Origin of the sequence: Anaerotignum sp. MSJ-24, assembly GCF_018918145.1 — a bacterium.
Lineage (GTDB): Bacteria > Bacillota > Clostridia > Lachnospirales > Anaerotignaceae > Metalachnospira.
Genome location: NZ_JAHLPX010000003.1, coordinates 144,355 through 163,660 on the forward strand (window position 1 = coordinate 144,355; position 19,306 = coordinate 163,660).

At 38.3% G+C, this 19,306-nt stretch carries 18 protein-coding genes and 1 pseudogene; 17 read left to right on the forward strand and 2 right to left on the reverse strand.

From position 1 onward, the window contains the following. Window positions 1–10 precede the first annotated feature (10 nt). The 4 genes from KQI66_RS02940 to KQI66_RS02955 all read left to right on the forward strand — a co-directional run bounded on the left by KQI66_RS02940 (window position 11) and on the right by KQI66_RS02955 (window position 3,424). Complete coding sequence (locus tag KQI66_RS02940) at window positions 11–1,321, forward strand: SPFH domain-containing protein (protein ID WP_216427195.1); 1,311 nt, start codon at window positions 11–13, stop codon at window positions 1,319–1,321. Between the two features lie 17 nt (window positions 1,322–1,338). After that, the gene (locus tag KQI66_RS02945; protein WP_216427196.1) at window positions 1,339–2,385 is read left to right on the forward strand and encodes a TFIIB-type zinc ribbon-containing protein; all 1,047 of its coding nucleotides are present in this window, start codon (window positions 1,339–1,341) and stop codon (window positions 2,383–2,385) included. Further along, window positions 2,382–3,179 (forward strand): TPM domain-containing protein, encoded by a 798-nt coding sequence (locus KQI66_RS02950; protein ID WP_216427197.1) that lies wholly within the window; start codon window positions 2,382–2,384, stop codon window positions 3,177–3,179. The genes KQI66_RS02945 and KQI66_RS02950 overlap by 4 nt, the downstream gene beginning before the upstream one ends. A gap of 68 nt (window positions 3,180–3,247) precedes the next feature. Beyond that, window positions 3,248–3,424 (forward strand): hypothetical protein, encoded by a 177-nt coding sequence (locus KQI66_RS02955; protein WP_216427198.1) that lies wholly within the window; start codon window positions 3,248–3,250, stop codon window positions 3,422–3,424. A 52-nt stretch (window positions 3,425–3,476) separates the two neighbouring features. Here KQI66_RS02955 and KQI66_RS02960 read toward each other — a convergent pair whose 3' ends face one another. Then, a complete protein-coding gene (locus tag KQI66_RS02960) occupies window positions 3,477–4,781 on the reverse strand; it encodes an MATE family efflux transporter (protein ID WP_216427199.1) in 1,305 nt (434 codons plus the stop codon). Window positions 4,782–4,858: 77 nt separating this feature from the next. On the opposite strand from KQI66_RS02960, the gene KQI66_RS02965 reads away from it, so the two are divergent. The 9 genes and pseudogenes from KQI66_RS02965 to KQI66_RS11550 form a co-directional block, all read left to right on the forward strand. Continuing rightward, window positions 4,859–5,596 (forward strand): MerR family transcriptional regulator, encoded by a 738-nt coding sequence (locus KQI66_RS02965; protein WP_216427200.1) that lies wholly within the window; start codon window positions 4,859–4,861, stop codon window positions 5,594–5,596. 93 nt (window positions 5,597–5,689) lie between these two features. Beyond that, complete coding sequence (locus KQI66_RS02970) at window positions 5,690–6,826, forward strand: murein hydrolase activator EnvC family protein (RefSeq protein WP_216427201.1); 1,137 nt, start codon at window positions 5,690–5,692, stop codon at window positions 6,824–6,826. A 118-nt stretch (window positions 6,827–6,944) separates the two neighbouring features. Next, on the forward strand, window positions 6,945–7,748 hold the full coding sequence (locus KQI66_RS02975) for a GTP pyrophosphokinase (protein ID WP_253287641.1): 804 nt from the start codon (window positions 6,945–6,947) through the stop codon (window positions 7,746–7,748). Window positions 7,749–7,761: 13 nt separating this feature from the next. Beyond that, window positions 7,762–8,460, forward strand: a complete 699-nt coding sequence (locus KQI66_RS02980; protein WP_216427202.1) for a metallophosphoesterase — start codon at window positions 7,762–7,764, stop codon at window positions 8,458–8,460. A 391-nt stretch (window positions 8,461–8,851) separates the two neighbouring features. After that, window positions 8,852–10,897: a diguanylate cyclase gene (locus tag KQI66_RS02985; RefSeq protein ID WP_216427203.1), complete on the forward strand. Its 2,046-nt coding sequence runs from the start codon at window positions 8,852–8,854 to the stop codon at window positions 10,895–10,897. 60 nt (window positions 10,898–10,957) lie between these two features. Then, the gene (locus KQI66_RS02990) at window positions 10,958–11,773 is read left to right on the forward strand and encodes a substrate-binding periplasmic protein (RefSeq protein WP_216427204.1); all 816 of its coding nucleotides are present in this window, start codon (window positions 10,958–10,960) and stop codon (window positions 11,771–11,773) included. Beyond that, window positions 11,766–14,306 (forward strand): ATP-binding protein, encoded by a 2,541-nt coding sequence (locus KQI66_RS02995; RefSeq protein ID WP_216427205.1) that lies wholly within the window; start codon window positions 11,766–11,768, stop codon window positions 14,304–14,306. The genes KQI66_RS02990 and KQI66_RS02995 overlap by 8 nt, the downstream gene beginning before the upstream one ends. Window positions 14,307–14,322: 16 nt before the next feature. After that, the gene (locus tag KQI66_RS11480) at window positions 14,323–14,466 is read left to right on the forward strand and encodes a hypothetical protein (RefSeq protein ID WP_330654980.1); all 144 of its coding nucleotides are present in this window, start codon (window positions 14,323–14,325) and stop codon (window positions 14,464–14,466) included. Between the two features lie 15 nt (window positions 14,467–14,481). Next, window positions 14,482–14,676 (forward strand): annotated as a pseudogene (locus tag KQI66_RS11550) (Hpt domain-containing protein); the annotation flags it as partial. Between the two features lie 69 nt (window positions 14,677–14,745). Here the strand turns inward: KQI66_RS11550 and KQI66_RS03005 are convergent. Beyond that, window positions 14,746–15,711 (reverse strand): nucleoside hydrolase, encoded by a 966-nt coding sequence (locus KQI66_RS03005; protein ID WP_216427206.1) that lies wholly within the window; start codon window positions 15,709–15,711, stop codon window positions 14,746–14,748. A gap of 129 nt (window positions 15,712–15,840) precedes the next feature. On the opposite strand from KQI66_RS03005, the gene KQI66_RS03010 reads away from it, so the two are divergent. The 4 genes from KQI66_RS03010 to KQI66_RS03025 all read left to right on the forward strand — a co-directional run bounded on the left by KQI66_RS03010 (window position 15,841) and on the right by KQI66_RS03025 (window position 19,286). Beyond that, window positions 15,841–16,488, forward strand: coding sequence for a Crp/Fnr family transcriptional regulator (locus KQI66_RS03010; protein WP_216427207.1), 648 nt, complete (start codon window positions 15,841–15,843; stop codon window positions 16,486–16,488). Window positions 16,489–16,767: 279 nt separating this feature from the next. Then, window positions 16,768–17,280: a CarD family transcriptional regulator gene (locus KQI66_RS03015; RefSeq protein WP_216427208.1), complete on the forward strand. Its 513-nt coding sequence runs from the start codon at window positions 16,768–16,770 to the stop codon at window positions 17,278–17,280. 111 nt (window positions 17,281–17,391) lie between these two features. Beyond that, entirely contained in the window at window positions 17,392–18,264 is an 873-nt protein-coding gene (locus KQI66_RS03020; RefSeq protein WP_216427209.1) for a LysR family transcriptional regulator, read from the forward strand. A 107-nt stretch (window positions 18,265–18,371) separates the two neighbouring features. Beyond that, window positions 18,372–19,286, forward strand: coding sequence for an AEC family transporter (locus KQI66_RS03025; protein ID WP_216427210.1), 915 nt, complete (start codon window positions 18,372–18,374; stop codon window positions 19,284–19,286). The last annotated feature ends 20 nt before the right edge of the window (window positions 19,287–19,306 follow it).

Consider the following 19,306-nt stretch of genomic DNA (forward strand, 5'->3'; position numbering starts at 1 on the left):
GGAAAAACAAATGGGAATTATTAAGGCGGCATTAAATTCAGTCGGCGGAGCACTTGCCGACCAGTGGCTTGAAATTATTGAACCCGATGAAATGAGCGATACAACTGTCTTTGCGGAAGGCAAAAAAGCACGCAGTGACAGCAAACGAAACAGCAATAAAAAAGGTACCGAGGATATTATTACGGATGGTTCGATTATACGAGTATATCCGAACCAGTTTATGATACTTACGGATGGCGGAAAGGTTATAGATTATACTGCCGAAGAAGGCTATTATAAGGTTCAGAACGCTTCAGCACCGTCATTGTTCAACGGCAATTTCGGTGATTCGCTCAAGGAATCCTTCAGCAGAGTTAAATTCGGCGGAGTTCCTTCCGGCTCACAGAAGGTGTTTTATATCAACCTCCAGGAGATAAAGGGAATAAAGTTCGGCACGCGTATGCCGGTCAATTATTTTGACAGCTTTTATAATGCAGAGCTTTTCTTGAGAGCACACGGAACATACAGCATAAAGATAACAGATCCGCTTCTGTTTTTCAGAGAGGCTGTTCCGAGAAACAAAAACCGTGTGGATATAAATGATATTAATGAACAGTATCTCAATGAATTTCTTGAGGCTCTCCAGTCTGCGATAAACCAGATGTCGGCTGACGGTGTAAGAATTTCCTTTGTTGCAAGCAAGGGCAGAGAGCTCAGTAAATACATGTCAACTATACTCGATGATGACTGGAAGGCCCAGAGAGGTATGGAAATACAGTCGGTCGGTATCGCAAGCATTTCTTATGATGAGGAAAGCACAAAGCTTATCAATATGCGTAATCAGGGTGCAATGCTCGGTGATCCTTCAATACGTGAGGGCTATGTACAGGGTGCTGTTGCAAGAGGTATTGAGGCGGCAGGAAGCAATGCAAACGGTTCAATGGCAGGCTTTATGGGTGTAGGCATGGGTATGAATTCAACAGGCAGCTTTATGAATGCGGCATCTGCCTCCAATACAAGACAGATGGAGCAGATGAGAGAGGCAAATGCAGCCAATGCAAATAACACAGCAAAACCGGCAGGCGAATGGAAATGTGCCTGCGGAGCAGTGAACACAGGCAAGTTCTGCACAGAATGCGGTGCACAGAAACCGGCAGACGAATGGAAATGTTCATGCGGAGCAATAAATACAGGCAAATTCTGCTCCGAATGCGGCAGCAAACGTCCCGAAAACAGAAAAGTTAAATGTGATAAATGCGGCTATGAACCGGACATGAGTAAGCCTATACCTAAATTCTGCCCGGAATGCGGAGATAAGATAAACGAAGAGGATTATCAATAATTACGGGAGGTAATCAAATGGACAACACAACTGTCTATAAATGTCCGAATTGCGGCGGAAGTCTTGAATACAATGCCGAAACAAATATACTTCACTGTGATTACTGCTTAAGTGATTTTACGGTGGAGGAGCTTGAAGAGCTTAATAATAAAAACAAGGAACAGGAGCAGTCGGCAGAGGAGAACTTTGACGAGCATGCAAGAATGTACAGCTGTCCGAACTGCGGTGCTGAAATTATAACCGATGATACAACAACGGCAACCTTCTGCTATTACTGCCATTCTCCGGTTATATTGAGCGAAAAGCTTAAAGGAAGCATGAAGCCGGATTATGTGATACCGTTCAAAATCAACAGGGAAGAGGCCGAAAAGAGATTTTTTGAATGGATGTCGTCTAAGAAATTTCTTCCGAAAGCATTTATTGATAAAAAAGCTGTCGAAAAAATGTGCGGTGTTTATTATCCCTATTGGATGACGGACTGCACCGTTGACGGAAGGTATACGGCAACCGGAAAAAATCTGCGTGTCTGGGTAGTCGGAGATATAGAATATACCGAAACAAAGGTCTATGACATAGTCCGTGAAGGCAGAATAACCTTTGACAATATCAAAAACTTTGCTATGGATAACGAAAGAGCAAAGCTTGCGACAGGCGTTCAGCCGTTTAAGGACGAAGATATGGAAAAATTTAGTATGGCTTATTTATCCGGTTTTATGGCTGAAAACCGAGATATTGAAACGGAAAAAATGAGTGAAACCGTTAAAAGTCAGGTTAATACATATGCAGGCAGACTTCTGGAAAATACAGTCGGCGGATATAATATGCTGTCAAACAAAAGCACAAGCATTAAGCCTGTGGATATGAAATGGGAATATGTGCTTCTTCCTGTCTGGGTAGTTACGTATGTGGCTAAGGATAAGGTATATTATTTCGCACTAAACGGACAGACGGGAAAAACAGTAGGCCAGCTTCCTATTGACAACAAAAAGCTGTTCTTGTTCGGTCTGGCATTGTTTGCTGTATTCTTTGCTGTAATTATGCTGATTGGAGGTCTGATAGCATGACATTAAAATACGGAATTAAAAAAATCGTTTTTGCTTTTGTTATGATAACAGTGCTTATGCTTTCAATCTGCACATCGGCTTTTGCGGCAGAGGCGGTTTATGATGAGGCAGGACTGTTCAGTGACGCAGATATAGTAGAAATCAAAAATGATTCGCAGAGTCTTGCGCAGCTTACCGGCTGGGACGTTTACGTTGTTACGACAGGAGATGCACAGGGCAAAACGGTGGAAGCCTATGCCGATGATTATTATGACAATCTCGGAGGAGCAGAAAACGGAATATTGTATCTTGTGGATATGGATAACGGAGAGCTTTATATTTCTACCTCCGGTGAAGCTATGGATTACATAACATATGACAGAATACAGCTTATTTTTGATGATGTTATGGACTATGCCTATGACGGAAATTTCGGTGAGTGTGTAACACAGCAGATCGGATTGACCGAAAGCTATTACAATATGGGAACGCCGGAGGAAAACAGCAAAGCCGATACAATGATGTTTTTTGGACTTGTCGGTGCTGTGGTCGGAGTTGCGGCCGCATTGATAGGTGTATTTTCTGTGAAAAAAAGCTATGCCTTCAAGAAAGCCGAAGATGTTTATGAATATACGTCAAAAAGTGATATGAAGCTGAGTGTAAACAGCGACAGACTTGTAAACTCATTTGTAACAACAAGAATAAGACCAAGACCGAAGAATAACGGCGGTGGTCCAAGCAGCTCCGGAGGCTCGCATGTGCATACATCTTCAAGCGGAAGAACGCATGGCGGCGGAGGCAGAAGCTTCAGATAAATTTAATTGACATAATCGGCACATGGCGGTAATATAGCATAAAATAATTTGAATGGACGGTGATAGTTATGCTGTTGTTTTTACTTCCGCTGATTATAATACTTGCCATATTATACATAATAGGCATAATAATTTATTTTGTTGTCGGAACCTGTACATGGCTTATATTCAAAATAATATTCAATAAATTCTTTATTATCGGACTTCTGGCGGTTATTGCGTTTTTGTATTTTGTCGGAGCCTGAGCAAAAAAGTTCTCCTGTGAATATCATGGGAGAACTTTTTGCGTATACAATATTATTTTTTTCTTTTCATAAGAATTAAGGAGATGACTGCGGTCAATGCCTCGGAAACAGGCATTACCGTCCATATGCCCGATATGCCGAACAGATTAGGCATTATAAATACAAGCGTACAGCTGAAAAGTATACTTCTTAAAAACGATATTATAAATGCCTCTGTGTTTCTTATGACGGCCTGCATATAATATGAGCTTATTATATTGATACCCATAAATATAAATGCAATAAAATATATTCTTAATGCGGTATTTCCTATTGCTGCGGTTTCCTCCGATACGGTTGTGAAAACCTTCATTACGCCTATCGGAGAAACAACACCGATAAGTGTAAACACAGCACCCATAATCAATGCGGTTGTTATTCCGTAGCGTTTAAATTTTTTTATTCTTTCCGGCTTTCCGGCACCGTAGCTTACGGAAATAAGTGGCTGTACAGCCTGACCGATGCCTGTGAACATTGAGCAGAACAATATGGAGCAGTTGGAGATTACTCCGTATACCGAAAGTGTTATTTCGTTTGAATAACGTAATATCTGTAAATTGAACAGACATACGATAAGTCCGTTGGAAAATTCGTTTATAAAGCTTGAAATTCCCGTCATTAATATGTTTTTGAAATCGGCTATAAAGCTTTTGGGTTTAATAAATTTTAACCGACAGCTTTTTCTGAGAAAATGGCTTGATGCAATCAGTAACGAAAGCAGCATGCCGAGCATAGATGCCAATGCGGCTCCGCCCATTCCCATTTTTAACGGAAATACAAACAGCCAGTCGAGAAATACGTTCAATATTCCTCCGCCGATTACAGCCGCCATTGAAAGCCTCGGATTGTTGTCGTTTCTGACAAAACAAGACATAAAGTTTGCCAGCAGAAGAACCGGAAGAAATCTAAGCACCCATTTCATGTAGCTGTAAACATAGTCATAAATGGCAGGCGTTCCACCCAGAAGAGAAATGAGCCTATCCATAAACACACCGTATATAACCCAGTATATTGCCGTAAATATAAGTATTCCGATACATGACGATGTGAATATACGGTTACCTTTTTCTGTTTGTCCCTGTCCGTATTGTATGCTCATCAGCGATGCACCGCCTATGCCGAAAAGCAGACCGGAGCTTATGAGTACGCATAACAGCGGCGTTGTTATGTTGAGAGCCGAAAGTCCGAGAGGACCGACTCCTTTTCCTATTGCAACGGCGTCTGCCATTGTGTATATCGACATTACCATTGCACTGCCTAAAGATGAGGTAAGAAAGTGTTTGTAAAGCTTAGCCTCGTTGTCATTAATTATGTCCATTTTAATTACTCCTTTTATTTTGAAACAACGAGTGTTATTATAAACTATAAAGTTACTTTAATGTCAAGGTGAATGTTATGAAAAATGAGTATAAAATTAACTATATAGCAAAGCTTTTTAATGTTAAGCCATCGGCAATACGCTATTGGGAAACTGAAGGACTGATTGGCAGTGAACGTGCCGACAATAATTACCGAATGTTCAGCAAAAATGATATATTCGATATTTGGGAAATAGATATGTACAGAAAAATGGAGATTCCGGTTAAACAGCTTAAAAAACTGCCGGATATGAATATAAATGAAATAATGAAGCTTACCGACGGAGCCGAAAAAAGAATTATATCGGAAATACAGGAAAAAGAAAAAATGCTGAAAACACTCAGAACCTATAAAAACGGATTTGCCGAAATGCAGAGAATAAACAGCAGACCCTTTGAAAAATCCATACCAGATATAGAAAAAATAGAGGTTGATTATTTTAATGAGGAGTCAATGAAAAGAACAGTCGAAAATCCATATATATGCTGTCTTGTGTTCAATGAAAACGAAGGCTTTAAGCCCAATATGGGACTTCCGTATATAGGAGCGGAGCTTTTATGGGAAAGAAATACGGACGAATTTGATTATCTGGAATGTGTGATAAAAACCGAAGTCGGTGTACATGAAAACAATAATACCGCCGATGTCATAAAAACAGCGGAAAACAACGGCTACAAGGTAAACCGTATAATCGCACGCTATCTGTTTTCGGCAAACAGCGACGTCATACGATATGACTTTCACAGGGCATGGCTTGAAGTAAATAAAAAATGAGAAATATTGGAATATAAAGGCGATTGATTGTTTCACCGCAGTATATGAGTAAATGTTATAATTCTTCTGTAAAATTTTAACAGGAGGATTGCGATGGATTTAAAGAAATTTGCAACGGTTGTTTTTATACCGATTATAGTGTTTACCGCAAATGCCGAAACGCTCGAAGATATGAAATCCGAATATGCCAGACTTCAAGCGGAAGAAGAAACAAAACAGGCTATGCTCAATGTCAATTATGATGAGCAGGACGAGCTTAAAAAGGAAATAGCGGCACTTGACAGCCGGCTTTCGGAGGCGTTTGTGGATATTGACAAAGCCGATAAGGAAATAGGCGAGCTGATATTAAAAATAGATAAGGCACAGGAGGCCTATGATACGGCAGAACAAAAATATAATGAACAGCTTGAAATTGCCTCGGAAAGAATAAGGTTTATATATGAAAACGGAGAATGTGATTATTTCAATATTCTGCTTGAATATGCCGACATATCAGAATATCTTCTTGAAAAGCAGTATGTTGTGGATATTATGGAATACGACAATGAGCTTTTGAACAGTCTTGCGGAAAATGAAAAAATAATGAAGGAAAAGCTTGAGGAAATAACCGAAGGAAAAAAAGCAAAAAGCATACTCGAAAATTTCAAAACCGAAAAGGAGTTTGAAACGGCTGTCCTTTATGAGGAGAAAAACAAGCTTCTTGAGGAATACAGGCTTGATGCAGAAAAGCTTGAGGCAGAGCTTGCGGAAATACAGACAGCAAGCGAAAAGGCCGCCGAAATAATAAACGGCATGGAGAAAAATGAGGATTTTGTAACGCAATATACCGGCGGAGAGCTTGAATGGCCTGTGCCGGGACATTATTACGTAAGCAGCGGCTATGTCGGAAGAATGAGTCCTGTCGGAAACGGATATGAATTTCATACAGGTATTGACATTCCGGCACCGTACGGCTGGGAGATAACGGCGGCAGGTGATGGTGTGGTTATAGAGGCAGGCTGGATAAACGGCTATGGAAATACTGTCATAATAAACCATGGCGGCGGAATAACAACTCTGTATGGTCATAACAGCGAGCTTTCGGTAAAAGCAGGTGACAGTGTGAAAAAAGGCGATACTGTGGCTCTGTGCGGAGCAACAGGATATGCAACGGGAAACCATTGTCATTTTGAGGTAAGGATAAACGGAGAGCATACAGATCCTTGGAGCTACCTTGCAAGAAATGAGTGATGTGTTCCGGAATATGGAGAATGTCACAAAAAACCGAAATTACATAAAACAGCTTTAGGTTGACATTTGTTTATGATATAATCTATAAAGGTAAAAGTTTAAAATGGAGTGAAAAGCTTTGGATAAAGAAATAATAAATTGGAAGGAACTGCTCTATCCATATGAACAGACTGTGGATGAGCTTATGCTTAAATTTAACTACATAAGAAAAGAATTTCTCAGAATGGGTATGTATTCACCCATAGAATCTGTTGAAGGCCGTGTTAAATCAGCCGCAAGCATTATCGAAAAGGTAAGCCGAAAGGGTATTGAAAGAGATAAAATCGAAGAAGAGGTAGAGGACATAGCCGGAATAAGGCTTATATGCCAGTTCGTTGAGGATATTCCGAAGATTGCCGACATAATAAGACAGCGTGACGGACACGACATTGAAATTGTCGAGGAAAGAGATTATATAGCCAACAAAAAGGAAAGCGGTTACAGAAGCTATCATATAATAATAAGATATGCACTCAATACCGCATTCGGCTTTAAAAAGGTTCTTGCGGAAATACAGATAAGAACACTTGCAATGAATTTCTGGGCTGTTACCGAGCATGAGCTGAATTATAAATACAGCGGAAATATGCCGAATGGACTTAAGGAAAGACTGAAGGCCTGTGCAGAGGCGTCCTTTAAGCTTGATGAGGAAATGTCCACAATACGAGAGGAGCTTATGCAGGCGGAAAAAATGAGTGAGCTCAAAACAAATCTTGTCAACAACATTCTTGAAAATATTCAGAATTTGTATTTTAAGCTCCATGTTGACGAAGCAGACAACATTAACAGAAGGTTTATTTCACTCTATGAGGACGGAGATATATCAAAGCTTAAGGATTTCAATGAGCAGCTCAATATAGTTGCCGAAATGTATAGAGTCTGAAAGGAAGTAACAAATGCTTTATGCAATAGCTGACCTGCATTTTGGAACAGGCATTAACAAGACAATGGATATATTCGGAGAAAAATGGTTTAACCATACCCAAAAGATAATCGATAACTGGCAGAGCATAGTCGGCGAAAATGACACCGTGCTTATACCGGGCGATATAAGCTGGGCGAATAATCTTCAGGAAGCTGAAAGTGATTTTGAAATAATAAGAGGACTTAATGGCAGAAAGATTATGCTTATGGGCAACCATGATTTCTGGTGGCAGTCCATGAACAAGGTATCGACTGCCTATCCGGATATTGAATTTTTACAGAACAATTTCCGTATTTACGGGGATTATGCAATTTGCGGAACAAGAGGCTGGATATGCCCGAATACAAGTAAATTTACCGAAAACGATATGAAAATATATAAAAGAGAGCAGATAAGGTTGAGGCTGTCGTTGGACAGTGCCGTAAGAGCCGGATATGGCGGAAAAATTATAGGAACAATGCACTTTCCGCCGATAGGTGAAGGCTTTGAGAAAACCGGCTTTACCGATATATTTGAGGAATACGGCGTTAAAAAGGTTCTGTACGGCCATATCCACGGAGAAGAAAATTTTAAAAATATAATAGAAGGCAGTATAAATGGGATAGAGTATGAACTGGTTTCTGCGGATTATCTCGATTTTATGCCAAAAAAAATATCTGTATCGGACTAAGATACAGATTTTTTAATAAATTTGTAATAATCTGATGGTATTTAAGAAAACAAAAGTTACATGTAAATAAAGAAAATAAAAAAGATTAGTGTGAGGAACTATATTTTGTCTGCAATGGGCAATTAAAAATCACCGTGTTTGTTATAATTGATAAATAATTTTAGATTTATTTATCAGATAATATATGATACAATAATATAGAATAACAGTTTAAATAAATTAATTTGTCTATATTTTGTATTGAGCATAATTTGCGACTTGAAGGTGCTTTTGATAATGCTGTTTAGGCTTAAGCTCTTATGTATAAATCAGATGTGACATTTGATGCCAATAATAGATATAGCTACATTTTTAATATTTATTTTGGGTTTTTACAGAAGAGAGGAAATGTATGGAATCTGAAAATAGCATGACAATGCAGCAGGCACAGGAAAAAATGAAAGTTTACGAAGAAGTTTTTGATATTGTTAGACTTCTTGATGAAAATTCAATAGGTAAAATAAAAAAACAGGATGTCAATGATAATGATATCAGTATGTTGCCGTGTGAATGTTATTCGTTCTGGAACAAAACGCATCCATGTGATAATTGTATCTCGCTTAAGGCTTTTAATGAGAAAAGCCAGAGGACAAAGCTTGAGTTTTTGAACTCGGATATATATGAGGTCATTTCAAAATATGTCGAGATTGACGGAAAGCCTTATGTAATGGAGCTTTTGAAACAGCTTGATGATGATACAATGCTTGATTTGGAAGGCCATGATAAGCTTTTAGGCAAGCTTACAATGTATACCGAAAAGCTCTATAAGGATGCGATCACCGGTGCATATAACAGATCATATTATGAAGACGAAATCAAAACCGTTAACAGTTCAGCCGGTGTTGCCGTAATAGATTTGGATGATTTCAAGCTTTATAACGATACATACGGACATAATGCCGGTGATATTGTGCTTGCTACCGTTGCCAAAACAATAAGAAAATCTATAAGAAAAAATGATGTTTTTGTTCGTTACGGTGGAGATGAATTTGTTCTTGTAATGCCTAAAATTGAAGAAGAAACATTCAATAAGAAGCTTGAAGAGATTAAAAACAACATTCGTTCAGCAGATATTCCCGGATATACAAGACTTAAGCTTTCGGTAAGCATAGGCGGAGTTATTGCAAAAAACGAAACAGTGGAGGACGCCGTTGTCAGAGCCGATAAACTTATGTATCAGGCAAAGAACGAGAAAGATATGGTTGTTACCCAGAACGGAGCCTTTGATGAGGACTCTATGGACGTTCTGCATGAAAGAGAAAGAATTAAACAGCAGATATTGATTGTTGACGATTCCGAAATGAATCGAGAGATACTAACAGAAATGCTTAAATCCGAATATAAAATATTAGAGGCCTGCAACGGTGAAGAATGTCTTTATATGCTTCAGCAATACGGAACCGGCATATCTATTGTCCTTCTTGATATTGTCATGTCGAAAATGGATGGCTTTCAGGTGCTTAGCGTTATGAACAGGAATCACTGGATAGAAGATATACCTGTAGTTATGATTTCCAGTGAGGATTCGGAGAGTTATATAAGGCGAGCTTACGAAATGGGGGTTTCGGACTATATAAGCAGACCGTTTGACGCAAAGATAGTATACCAGCGTGTTTCAAATACAATAAAGCTTTATGCTAAACAGAGAAGACTTATAACTCTTATTATAGACCAGATTTATGAAAAAGAGAAAAATAACCGTATGATGATTGGTATACTCAGCCAGATTGTCGAATTCAGAAATGGTGAAAGCGGACTTCATGTCCAGAATATTAATATTCTGACTGGAATGCTGATTGAAAGACTTGTACAGAAAACGGATAAATACAATATAACATGGGCAGAGGGAGTCATTATAACAACGGCTTCGGCTCTCCATGATATCGGTAAAATAGGAATAGATGAAAAAATACTTAATAAGCCGGGTAAGCTGACCGATGAAGAATTTGAAATTATGAAAACACATACCGTTATAGGTGCATCAATACTGGAAGACCTTGATGTGTACAGAAACGAAGAGCTTGTTAAAACAGCAAGGGACATTTGCAGATGGCACCATGAGCGATATGACGGAAAGGGATATCCCGACGGACTTAAGGGCGATGAAATACCTATTTCGGCACAGGTTGTTTCGCTTGCCGATGTGTATGATGCACTGGTCAGCAAGCGTGTTTATAAAAAATCGTTTACGCATGAACAGGCGATGAAGATGATTTTGAACGGTGAATGCGGACAATTTAATCCAATTCTTCTCGAGTGCCTTGTTGACATACAGGGCAGAATAAAAGAAGAAATGAGTTACGGCCTTGATGAAAGAGAACAGAAACAAAGAAATATGAGTATGCAGGCTCCTAAAATGCTAGGTAATAACTGGGAATTTTCGGGGGGGGGTATCTGATAAACCAAATTTATGGCAGTTCGGATACAATGAAGAAAAATAACAAAGGAAGCTGACCTGATGAAAAATAAATTTTTTATACCGTGTGTTTTATTTATGGCAGTATCTCTTCTTGGCGGCTGTGCAAAAAATAATGCAGACAAATCGTATAAAGAAGATAATCTGCCGGAGCTTAATATCGGAATTGACGGAGTGTACGAGCCGTACACATATACCGATGAAAACGGAGATTTAACAGGAATAGACATAGAACTTGCTAAAGAAGCTTGTGAAAGAATAGGAAGAAAAGCGGTTTTCATTCCGATTAAATGGGATAACAAAGATGAATATCTTAAAAACGGCGAAGTAGATTGTATATGGAGCTGCTTTACATATACAGGAAGAGAAAAAAAGTATCTTTGGGCAGGACCATATATGAACAGCAGACAGATTGTTGTTGTCAGAAAATCCAGCGATATTAATGAGCTTGATGACTTAAACGGAAAAACAATAGCCGTTATGTCCAGCACAAAGCCGGAGGAGCTGCTGCTGGAAGGAGATAATGATAAATTTCCGAAAGTAGGCAGATTATATTCGGTTGAAAATATGGATATAGTTTTTGCAATGCTAAGAAATGAGTATGCTGATGCGGCAGCCTGCCATGAGGTTGTTGCGGCTGAATATATAAATGAGTTTCCGGAATTATATAAAATTTTGGATGAAAGCCTTTTGGACGCAAAAGTCGGTGTTGCCTTTGAAAAAGACGGCGACAAAGAGCTTGCCGATGAACTGACAAAGGCACTTGAAGAAATGAGAAACGACGGAACATCTAAAGAAATTTTACAAAAATATGGTATTGATGCTAACAAAGCTTTGGAGGTAAAGGAATTTGAGTAAGAATACATCAGATAAACCTAAAAGCAATAAAAAAGGCTTCAGTCAGCTGATTATCGTTATAGGCATTACTATATTTTTGATTATTTTTGCTTTGAGTTCAATAAGAGACAGAAGAAATCTCGAAAACGAGATACAAGGAACGCTGGATTATCTTAAATCACAGTGTATCAGCTATGATGCGGTAACGGCATCCGATAAATCAAAAAGTCTTATGTGGCTCAGTGATGAAGTTATTGAAGTAGTCAGAGATATGGAAAGGGATAATACTGCGATTGATTCAAATTATCTTAAAAATCATGCTGACGGACAAAGATTAACCGGAATTATTGTTACGGACGAAAATAATGAGCTTCTTTGCGAATATAATAAAGCGGATTCTGATTACTATTTCTGGAAGAGCATTATTGACAGCAAAACAATGAGCGATGTTTCAGAACACGAAGAAAAGGTTGTTGTCGAAAGAGTTGAAACAAACGGTGCAATATATGATTTTGCTGCGGTTTCGAGAAGAGACAAACCGGGAGTTGTGATTGGATACTATTGTCAGAATACGGGTGCTGTCCGTTCAAAATATACCGCTGTGGAAAATCTTCTCAGCGTTTATAATCTTGATATGGACGGAACGCTTATTATAACGGACGGAGAAAGAGTTTATTCTGCCAATGATGAAAATATAAACGGAAAAGACGTTGAAGACTGCGATGTTATATCGGTTCTCGATAATACAAAACAAAACGGAAATCTGCTGAAGTTTTCGTATAACGGAAAAACTTATTACGGCGGAAAAGCAAAATGCCGTGATTATCATTTGTATGTATATTATCCTATGATGTCTGCCTTTAGCCAGTGTATGAATATTATGCTGTATACACTGTTCATAATTGTTGCATTTTTGTTTATAATGAGTGCAATTCACCAGAAATCAAATAATGCACATATAATGGAGATTAATAAACAGAACAGTATTATAGGCGCAATAAGTGAAATATACTTGATAACATTCCTTGTTGATATAAAAAGACAAGTTGTGAAGGTGTTTAAATCACCTAAAGCAATAAATGGTATGTTTGGACATACGGATAATGATTACCATGCACTTACACAGGCTTGTGATCTGTATGTGGACGAAAAATATCGTAAGGCATACAGTGAGTTTATTGATATATCAACAATGCAGGAAAGACTTAAGGATATGGAAAACTTAAGCTTTACATATAAGGATATTTACAGTACATGGTATCAGACGTTTATAATTCCGAGAGAAAAAGATGCGGAAGGTAATGCAGTTTCTGCGGTGCTTGCCACAAGAGATGTTACCGAGCAGATTGAAAAAGAGCATGAATATAACGATAAGCTGATAAAAAGTGCAGAGGAAGCAAATAAGGCAAATATAGCCAAAACCGATTTTCTCAGAAGAATGAGCCATGATGTAAGAACACCGATAAACGGTATACGAGGCATGCTTGAGATTGCCAATCATTTTCCGAATGATATGGAAAAGCAGACTGAATGCAGAAAAAAGATATGGTCGGCGTCGGGGTATCTGCTTGACTTGGTCAACGATATACTGGATATGAGTAAGCTTGAATCCGGAGAAATAACTCTTGAAAATGTACCGTTTAATTATAATTCGGTTGTTAATGACGTTGTATCAATGACAAAGGTTCAGGCAAACGAAAGAGGTGTTACATTTGATGTAATAGACAACGGCAGTATTGAAAATCCGAATATAATCGGAAGTCCTTTACATCTGAGAAGAATATATATGAATATCGTAAGCAATGCGGTTAAATATACTCCGGCAAAAGGCTCTGTTACATTATGCACAAGAGAAATAAAAATATCTCCGAACCGTTCGGAATATGAATTTATTTGTTACGATACCGGTATAGGAATGAGCAAAGAATTCCAGAAGCATATGTTTGAACCGTTTACACAGGAAAACAGTGATGTAAGAACGTCTTATAAAGGAACCGGACTCGGTCTTGCAATAACTAAGAGTCTTGTCGAAAAAATGGGAGGAAGTATTTCGGTTTTAAGCGAAAAAGGCAGAGGAACAACCTTCAGTGTTAAAATACCGTTTGAGATAAATAAAAATGCAAAAGAAGATGATAACTCTTTACAAACAGCACAGGAAAGTGATTTAATAAAAGGAGTGAAAGTACTTCTTGTTGAAGATAATGACCTTAACATGGAAATTGTGGAATTCATTTTGGAAAATGAAGGAGCGATTGTAACAAAAGCATGGAACGGCCAGCAGGCAGTCGATATTTTCAGAGAATCTAAGCCGGGAGATATAGATGTTATATTAATGGATCTTATGATGCCTGAACTTAATGGAATACAGGCAACCAAGCTTATCCGATCTATGAACAGAGCTGATGCTTCTACAATACCGATTATTGCAATGACGGCAAATGCTTTTAAAGAGGATATGGAAATGAGCAGGGAGGCAGGAATGAATGAACATCTTGCAAAGCCCCTTGATTCACAAAAAATTATTACAACAATAGCAAAATATATTAAAAAATAAAATTAGGGAGAGAGCAATGACGATTGAAGAATGCTATGAGGCAATAGAATCAGATTATAAGAGTGTGTTTAAAAGATTCGGAAACGGTGCAATGGTAAAGAGATTTGCAATAAAATTTCTCAATGATCCAAGCTTTAATGAGCTTAAAGACGGAATTTAAAATAATGATGTTGAAAAAGCCTTCAGAGCTGCACATACGTTAAAGGGTATCTGCCTTAATCTCGGCTTTGACAAGCTTTTCGAGGTCAGCGCGGCACTTACAGATGAGCTTAGAGGCAAGGATAAGCTTCCGGAATGTTCAGATATGTTTGCGGCTGTTGAAAAGCAGTATAATATTCTTGTTGAAAACATTAAAAATGTAGAAGCATAAAAATTAGAACTCCTTTATTCCGGCACGAATATAAAAACCGGAATAAAGGAGCTTTTTAGTTACGGAAATTTATTTTGTGAGTAGTTTTGCAAGACGTTCTTTATAGAGCTTTGAATTGAAGTTTTTCATGACATAGCAGTTTGGTTCGGAAAAACCGAAAGGCTTGTCTTCAAATCCGTTTAAGCCGGCAAGCGGAGAACCGTCATAAAGAACTACCTGTCCGTATGTAGCAGGCTCATTAATACATACATATCCCATGCAGGGAACTACATCGCATATATCGTCCCAAAGAACACGGGCCATTGTTACGGCATCGGGCAAATCAACAAAACGTCTTCCTTTACAGCGTATATTAAACTGAGCAAGACCTTCGTTACATTCAACGGCGAATTTTGCAATCGGCTTTCCTGATGCAAGCAATTCGTCCATATCCTTAACAGTCCACGCCGCAGCACCTATGCAAATATCAAATCCGCCTATGTAAATGGGAACACCGCAGTTCATCATAATTCTGTATGCTTCAGCATCGGCATATACGTTGAATTCGGCAACAGAAGTTGTGTTTCCGGGGCCGAATCCGGCTGTACCCATTGTCCATATTGCTTTAACCTTTTTCATTGTGTCGGGAGCTTTTAATATTGCAAGAGCAATGTTAGTAACCGGTCCTATTGCAACGATTTCAACCTCGTTTGGATTTTTTTCGACAATATCGATAATTGCATCGGCCGCATGAACGCCTTCAACGGCTTTTAATGTAGGGTGGATTAAATCCATATCGCCCATTCCGTCTTCACCATGTACATTTTGTGCATGAACACGTTCTCTTATAAGCGGTCTGTCTGCTCCGGCATAAACAGGTACAATATTTCCTGTTATCTCCATAGTCTGTAAGCAGTTTGCCGTTGCAAGCTCAAGAGGAGCATTTCCGCTTACTGTTGTCATTGCAAGCACCTCAATATCATCGGAAAGAAGTGCCATAAGTATAGCAACAGCGTCGTCCGAGCCTGTGTCTGTGTCAATAATAAGCTTTCTCATTTAAAATACCTCCTGTGTTTTGTTGATTTTAGTATAATACCGGTATAAAATTAAAAAAAGGTCAAGTGACTAATTTTGAAATAATGATAAAAAATCGGTAAATATGACTGAAAATAAGGAAGAAATATTATGAAAAATACTATGAATAAATTGCAGAAAATTTTAGAGGACGCTCCGAAGAAAATTAAAGAAAGCTGGATTGAAAAAAATGTATCTGCCGGTATGCCTATACTTATCCAGAATGATGAGCATAAGTTTTTGTATATTCTTATAAGCGGTACGGCAAGCGTATCAATACTTTTGAGCAGAGGAACCGTTATGCCGCTGTTTGTGAATGAACCATGGAGTATTCTCGGAGAGATGGAGATATTCTGTAAAATAAAAAATATTGCTACCGTTACGGCAATAACCGATTGCCGTCTGCTTCTGATAAATCAGGATAATCTGTTAAAATGGATTAATGAACGTCCGGATTTTGCAGTGACTATGCTTGACGAGATTTCAACAAAAGCGGTATATATTACCCAGAAGGTAATAAGGCTTTCAAGCATGACTGTTGATGAGCGAGTGTTGGATTGTCTGCTTTTGGCTAATGAAGAAGGCAAGCTTGAAAATATGGATAAACAGAATTTGTGTATTCAGTGTTGTGCTCCGTTAAGGAGTATTAATAGAAGTGTTTCACATTGGAAAGATAAAGGTGTAGTTATGTATGAAAAGAAAAAATTTTATATACCGGATATTGAAAAGGCATATAAGGCTTTAAATTATTGTAAATAACATTTTATTTAACAATATAAATGCAGATGGTTCTGAGTGAAAGTGAATATGAACCGAAAAATAAGGCAATAATATTTGTGAAAAACACTAAAAAGTTTTAAATTTTGTATCTATTTTTGTACAAAAAATATATAAAATTTATTATTATATATTAATTTACAGGATAAATCAACTGTTTTTGCAAAAAAACTTACATTTTAAAAAAATAAATGTTATAATATGTATACAATGTGTAGAAAATGTATAAATAAATATTTTTATTAAAAACAGGGAGGGATTATGATGTTCAGCAAGGATGACCTTGTGGTATACGGATCAGAAGGTGTGTGCAAAATTGTGGATATTACGCTTAGGGAGTTTAACGGCGCAGATAAGGAATATTATATTCTTGTACCTGTCGGAGATAAAAAATCGACGGTATATGTTCCGGTCGGAAATCCGAAGCTTGAGGCAAAGATGCACAGAATACTTTCGTCCGAAGAAATTATGAACCTTATTTCCGAAATGCCGGAGCAGGAGGAAATGTGGATTGATAACGAGTCGGTAAGAAAGGCAACCTATCAGGAGGTTATCAAAAACGGCAGACATAAGGAGCTTATATCGCTTATAAAAGCTGTTCACAGACATCAGCAGGAGCTCAAAACAAAGGGCAAAAAGCTTCACCAGAGCGATGCAAGATTTTTTGCAGAGGCCCAGAAAATGCTCCATAGTGAATTTTCCGTTGTGCTGAATATAAAGCAGGAGGAAGTATTGCCGTTTATAATGAATGAACTGGATATGGCAAGAGCGTAAGAATTTTAACGCCGTAGGTCGGTAAATAACCGGCTTACGGCGTTTTTTGTTGACTTGTGGATATGGTACGGACTATTATATTCTTAAGCTAATATTTCGGAGGATGGAATTATGGAAATTCGTGTGCTTAAGTATTTTATTGCAGTTGCGGAAGAGGAAAATATAACAAGAGCTGCCGAAAGACTGAACATTGCACAGCCGTCATTGAGCAGACAGCTTATGCAGCTCGAAAACGAGCTTGACGCAAAGCTTTTTGAACGCAGTAAAAAAGGAATATCGCTTACCGAAGAGGGAAGAATACTCCGTCAGTATGCGGAAGAAATTATATCGCTCAATGATAAAACGGAACAGGTTTTTTCCGCAAGAAAAAGACAGCTCGGCGGACTTATTTCAATCGGCTGTACAGAAACTCTCGGAGCGGAAACTTTGCCGAAGCTGCTTAAGGCATTTACGGAAAAATCTCCCGATATTAACTTTGATGTGCTTTACGGAAATACAGATGACATAAAGGAAAAGGTGCTCAACGGAATAATGGATGTCGGACTTGTTATTGAGCCGATAAACCATGAAAATTATAACTGTATCAGCATAGAGGCTCCGTTAAAATGGGGAATAATAATGAATAAGGATATGCCTCTTGCCAAAGAAAAATATATAACACAGGAAATGCTTTCGGGACTTCCGCTGCTTGTGCCGCATACAAGAGCACAGTATGACTGGCTTAAAAAATGGTTCAGAGAAAACGAATCACATATGAATATATATGCCACTTATAACTCTATATCCGGCATAATAATGCTTGCAAAGCATGGTTTGGGCTATGCCTTTGCAATGCAGACGGCGTTGCAGTATGCCGACAGCAGAGAGCTTGTATTTGTTCCGTTAAGGCCGGAAAGACATGCCGATGCAATATTGATATGGGGAAAAAATACCGTTCCGTCACCGGCGGTTAAAAGATTTATAAACTTTATCAATGTTTTTTAGCTATATTATATTATAGAAAATAGGTATTAGACATGGATAGAACGTAGTGCTAAACTCCAATTCAGTTGATGAAACGGAGTTTTTTTATTTTGATGGAGGTACAGGTAATGGGTTTATTTTCAACAATGATACAGTTGCAGCTTCAGCTTTTTTTACTCATGGCTGTTGGCTACTTCTGTAAATATATCGGTATTTTAAATGATGAATCGAAAAAATCGCTTTCGGATCTGCTTATATATGTTATACTTCCTTGTAATATCATAAGCAGCTTTACAAGCGGCATTGAGGTTTCTTCGGAGCTTATATTCAACTGCTTTCTTTCTGTGGCAATATCCTGTGTAATACAGATTGTGTCCATATACGGAGGAAAGCTTCTGTTCAGAAATTATCCGGAGAATAAAGCAAGTGCGGCAAAATATGCACTTATTGTTTCAAACTCAAGCTTTATCGGAATACCTGTGGCAGAGTGTATGTATGGTAATCTCGGCGTGCTTTATACAGCAATATTCCAGATTCCTTCAAGATTTACAATGTGGTCGGCAGGTCTTTCGCTTTTCACAAATGTAGACAGAAAAGAAACAATAAAGAAGGTTGTTACACATCCCTGCGTAATCGCCTGTGTCGGTGGATTTTTCCTTATGCTCGGCGGAGTGACAATTCCGGGATTTTTCGGAAAAACGATAGCCTCACTCAGCAAATGCACAAGTCCCGTTTCTATGCTTGTTATAGGAGCAATTCTTTGCGGAACCGATAAGAAACAGCTTTTTAAGAAGGACGTATTGTTTTTCTGCTTTGTAAGACTTATTCTTGTTGCTGTTATTACATATGTTCCGCTGAGAGCGCTTGGCGTTGACAGAATGATTTCCGGTATGGCACTTATTATGACGGCTATGCCTGCCGGCTCCACAACGGCAATTCTTGCACAGAAATATGGCTGTGATGCAGAATATGCGGCGGCGTTGATATTTACGTCTACATTGCTTTCCATAATAACAATACCGATTTTATCAATAATAATATAAAGAATATAGCCTTCGGCGTA

Coding starts and splice junctions, on each gene's coding strand:
- KQI66_RS02960 (WP_216427199.1), bottom strand. CDS start 4,781: ATGGACATAATTAATGACAACGAGGCTAAGCTTTACAAACACTTTCTT.
- KQI66_RS03025 (WP_216427210.1), top strand. CDS start 18,372: ATGGGTTTATTTTCAACAATGATACAGTTGCAGCTTCAGCTTTTTTTA.
- KQI66_RS03010 (WP_216427207.1), top strand. CDS start 15,841: ATGAAAAATACTATGAATAAATTGCAGAAAATTTTAGAGGACGCTCCG.
- KQI66_RS02955 (WP_216427198.1), top strand. CDS start 3,248: ATGCTGTTGTTTTTACTTCCGCTGATTATAATACTTGCCATATTATAC.
- KQI66_RS02945 (WP_216427196.1), top strand. CDS start 1,339: ATGGACAACACAACTGTCTATAAATGTCCGAATTGCGGCGGAAGTCTT.
- KQI66_RS03020 (WP_216427209.1), top strand. CDS start 17,392: ATGGAAATTCGTGTGCTTAAGTATTTTATTGCAGTTGCGGAAGAGGAA.
- KQI66_RS02985 (WP_216427203.1), top strand. CDS start 8,852: ATGGAATCTGAAAATAGCATGACAATGCAGCAGGCACAGGAAAAAATG.
- KQI66_RS02965 (WP_216427200.1), top strand. CDS start 4,859: ATGAAAAATGAGTATAAAATTAACTATATAGCAAAGCTTTTTAATGTT.
- KQI66_RS02990 (WP_216427204.1), top strand. CDS start 10,958: ATGAAAAATAAATTTTTTATACCGTGTGTTTTATTTATGGCAGTATCT.
- KQI66_RS02940 (WP_216427195.1), top strand. CDS start 11: ATGGGAATTATTAAGGCGGCATTAAATTCAGTCGGCGGAGCACTTGCC.
- KQI66_RS02970 (WP_216427201.1), top strand. CDS start 5,690: ATGGATTTAAAGAAATTTGCAACGGTTGTTTTTATACCGATTATAGTG.
- KQI66_RS02950 (WP_216427197.1), top strand. CDS start 2,382: ATGACATTAAAATACGGAATTAAAAAAATCGTTTTTGCTTTTGTTATG.
- KQI66_RS03005 (WP_216427206.1), bottom strand. CDS start 15,711: ATGAGAAAGCTTATTATTGACACAGACACAGGCTCGGACGACGCTGTT.
- KQI66_RS11480 (WP_330654980.1), top strand. CDS start 14,323: ATGACGATTGAAGAATGCTATGAGGCAATAGAATCAGATTATAAGAGT.
- KQI66_RS03015 (WP_216427208.1), top strand. CDS start 16,768: ATGATGTTCAGCAAGGATGACCTTGTGGTATACGGATCAGAAGGTGTG.
- KQI66_RS02980 (WP_216427202.1), top strand. CDS start 7,762: ATGCTTTATGCAATAGCTGACCTGCATTTTGGAACAGGCATTAACAAG.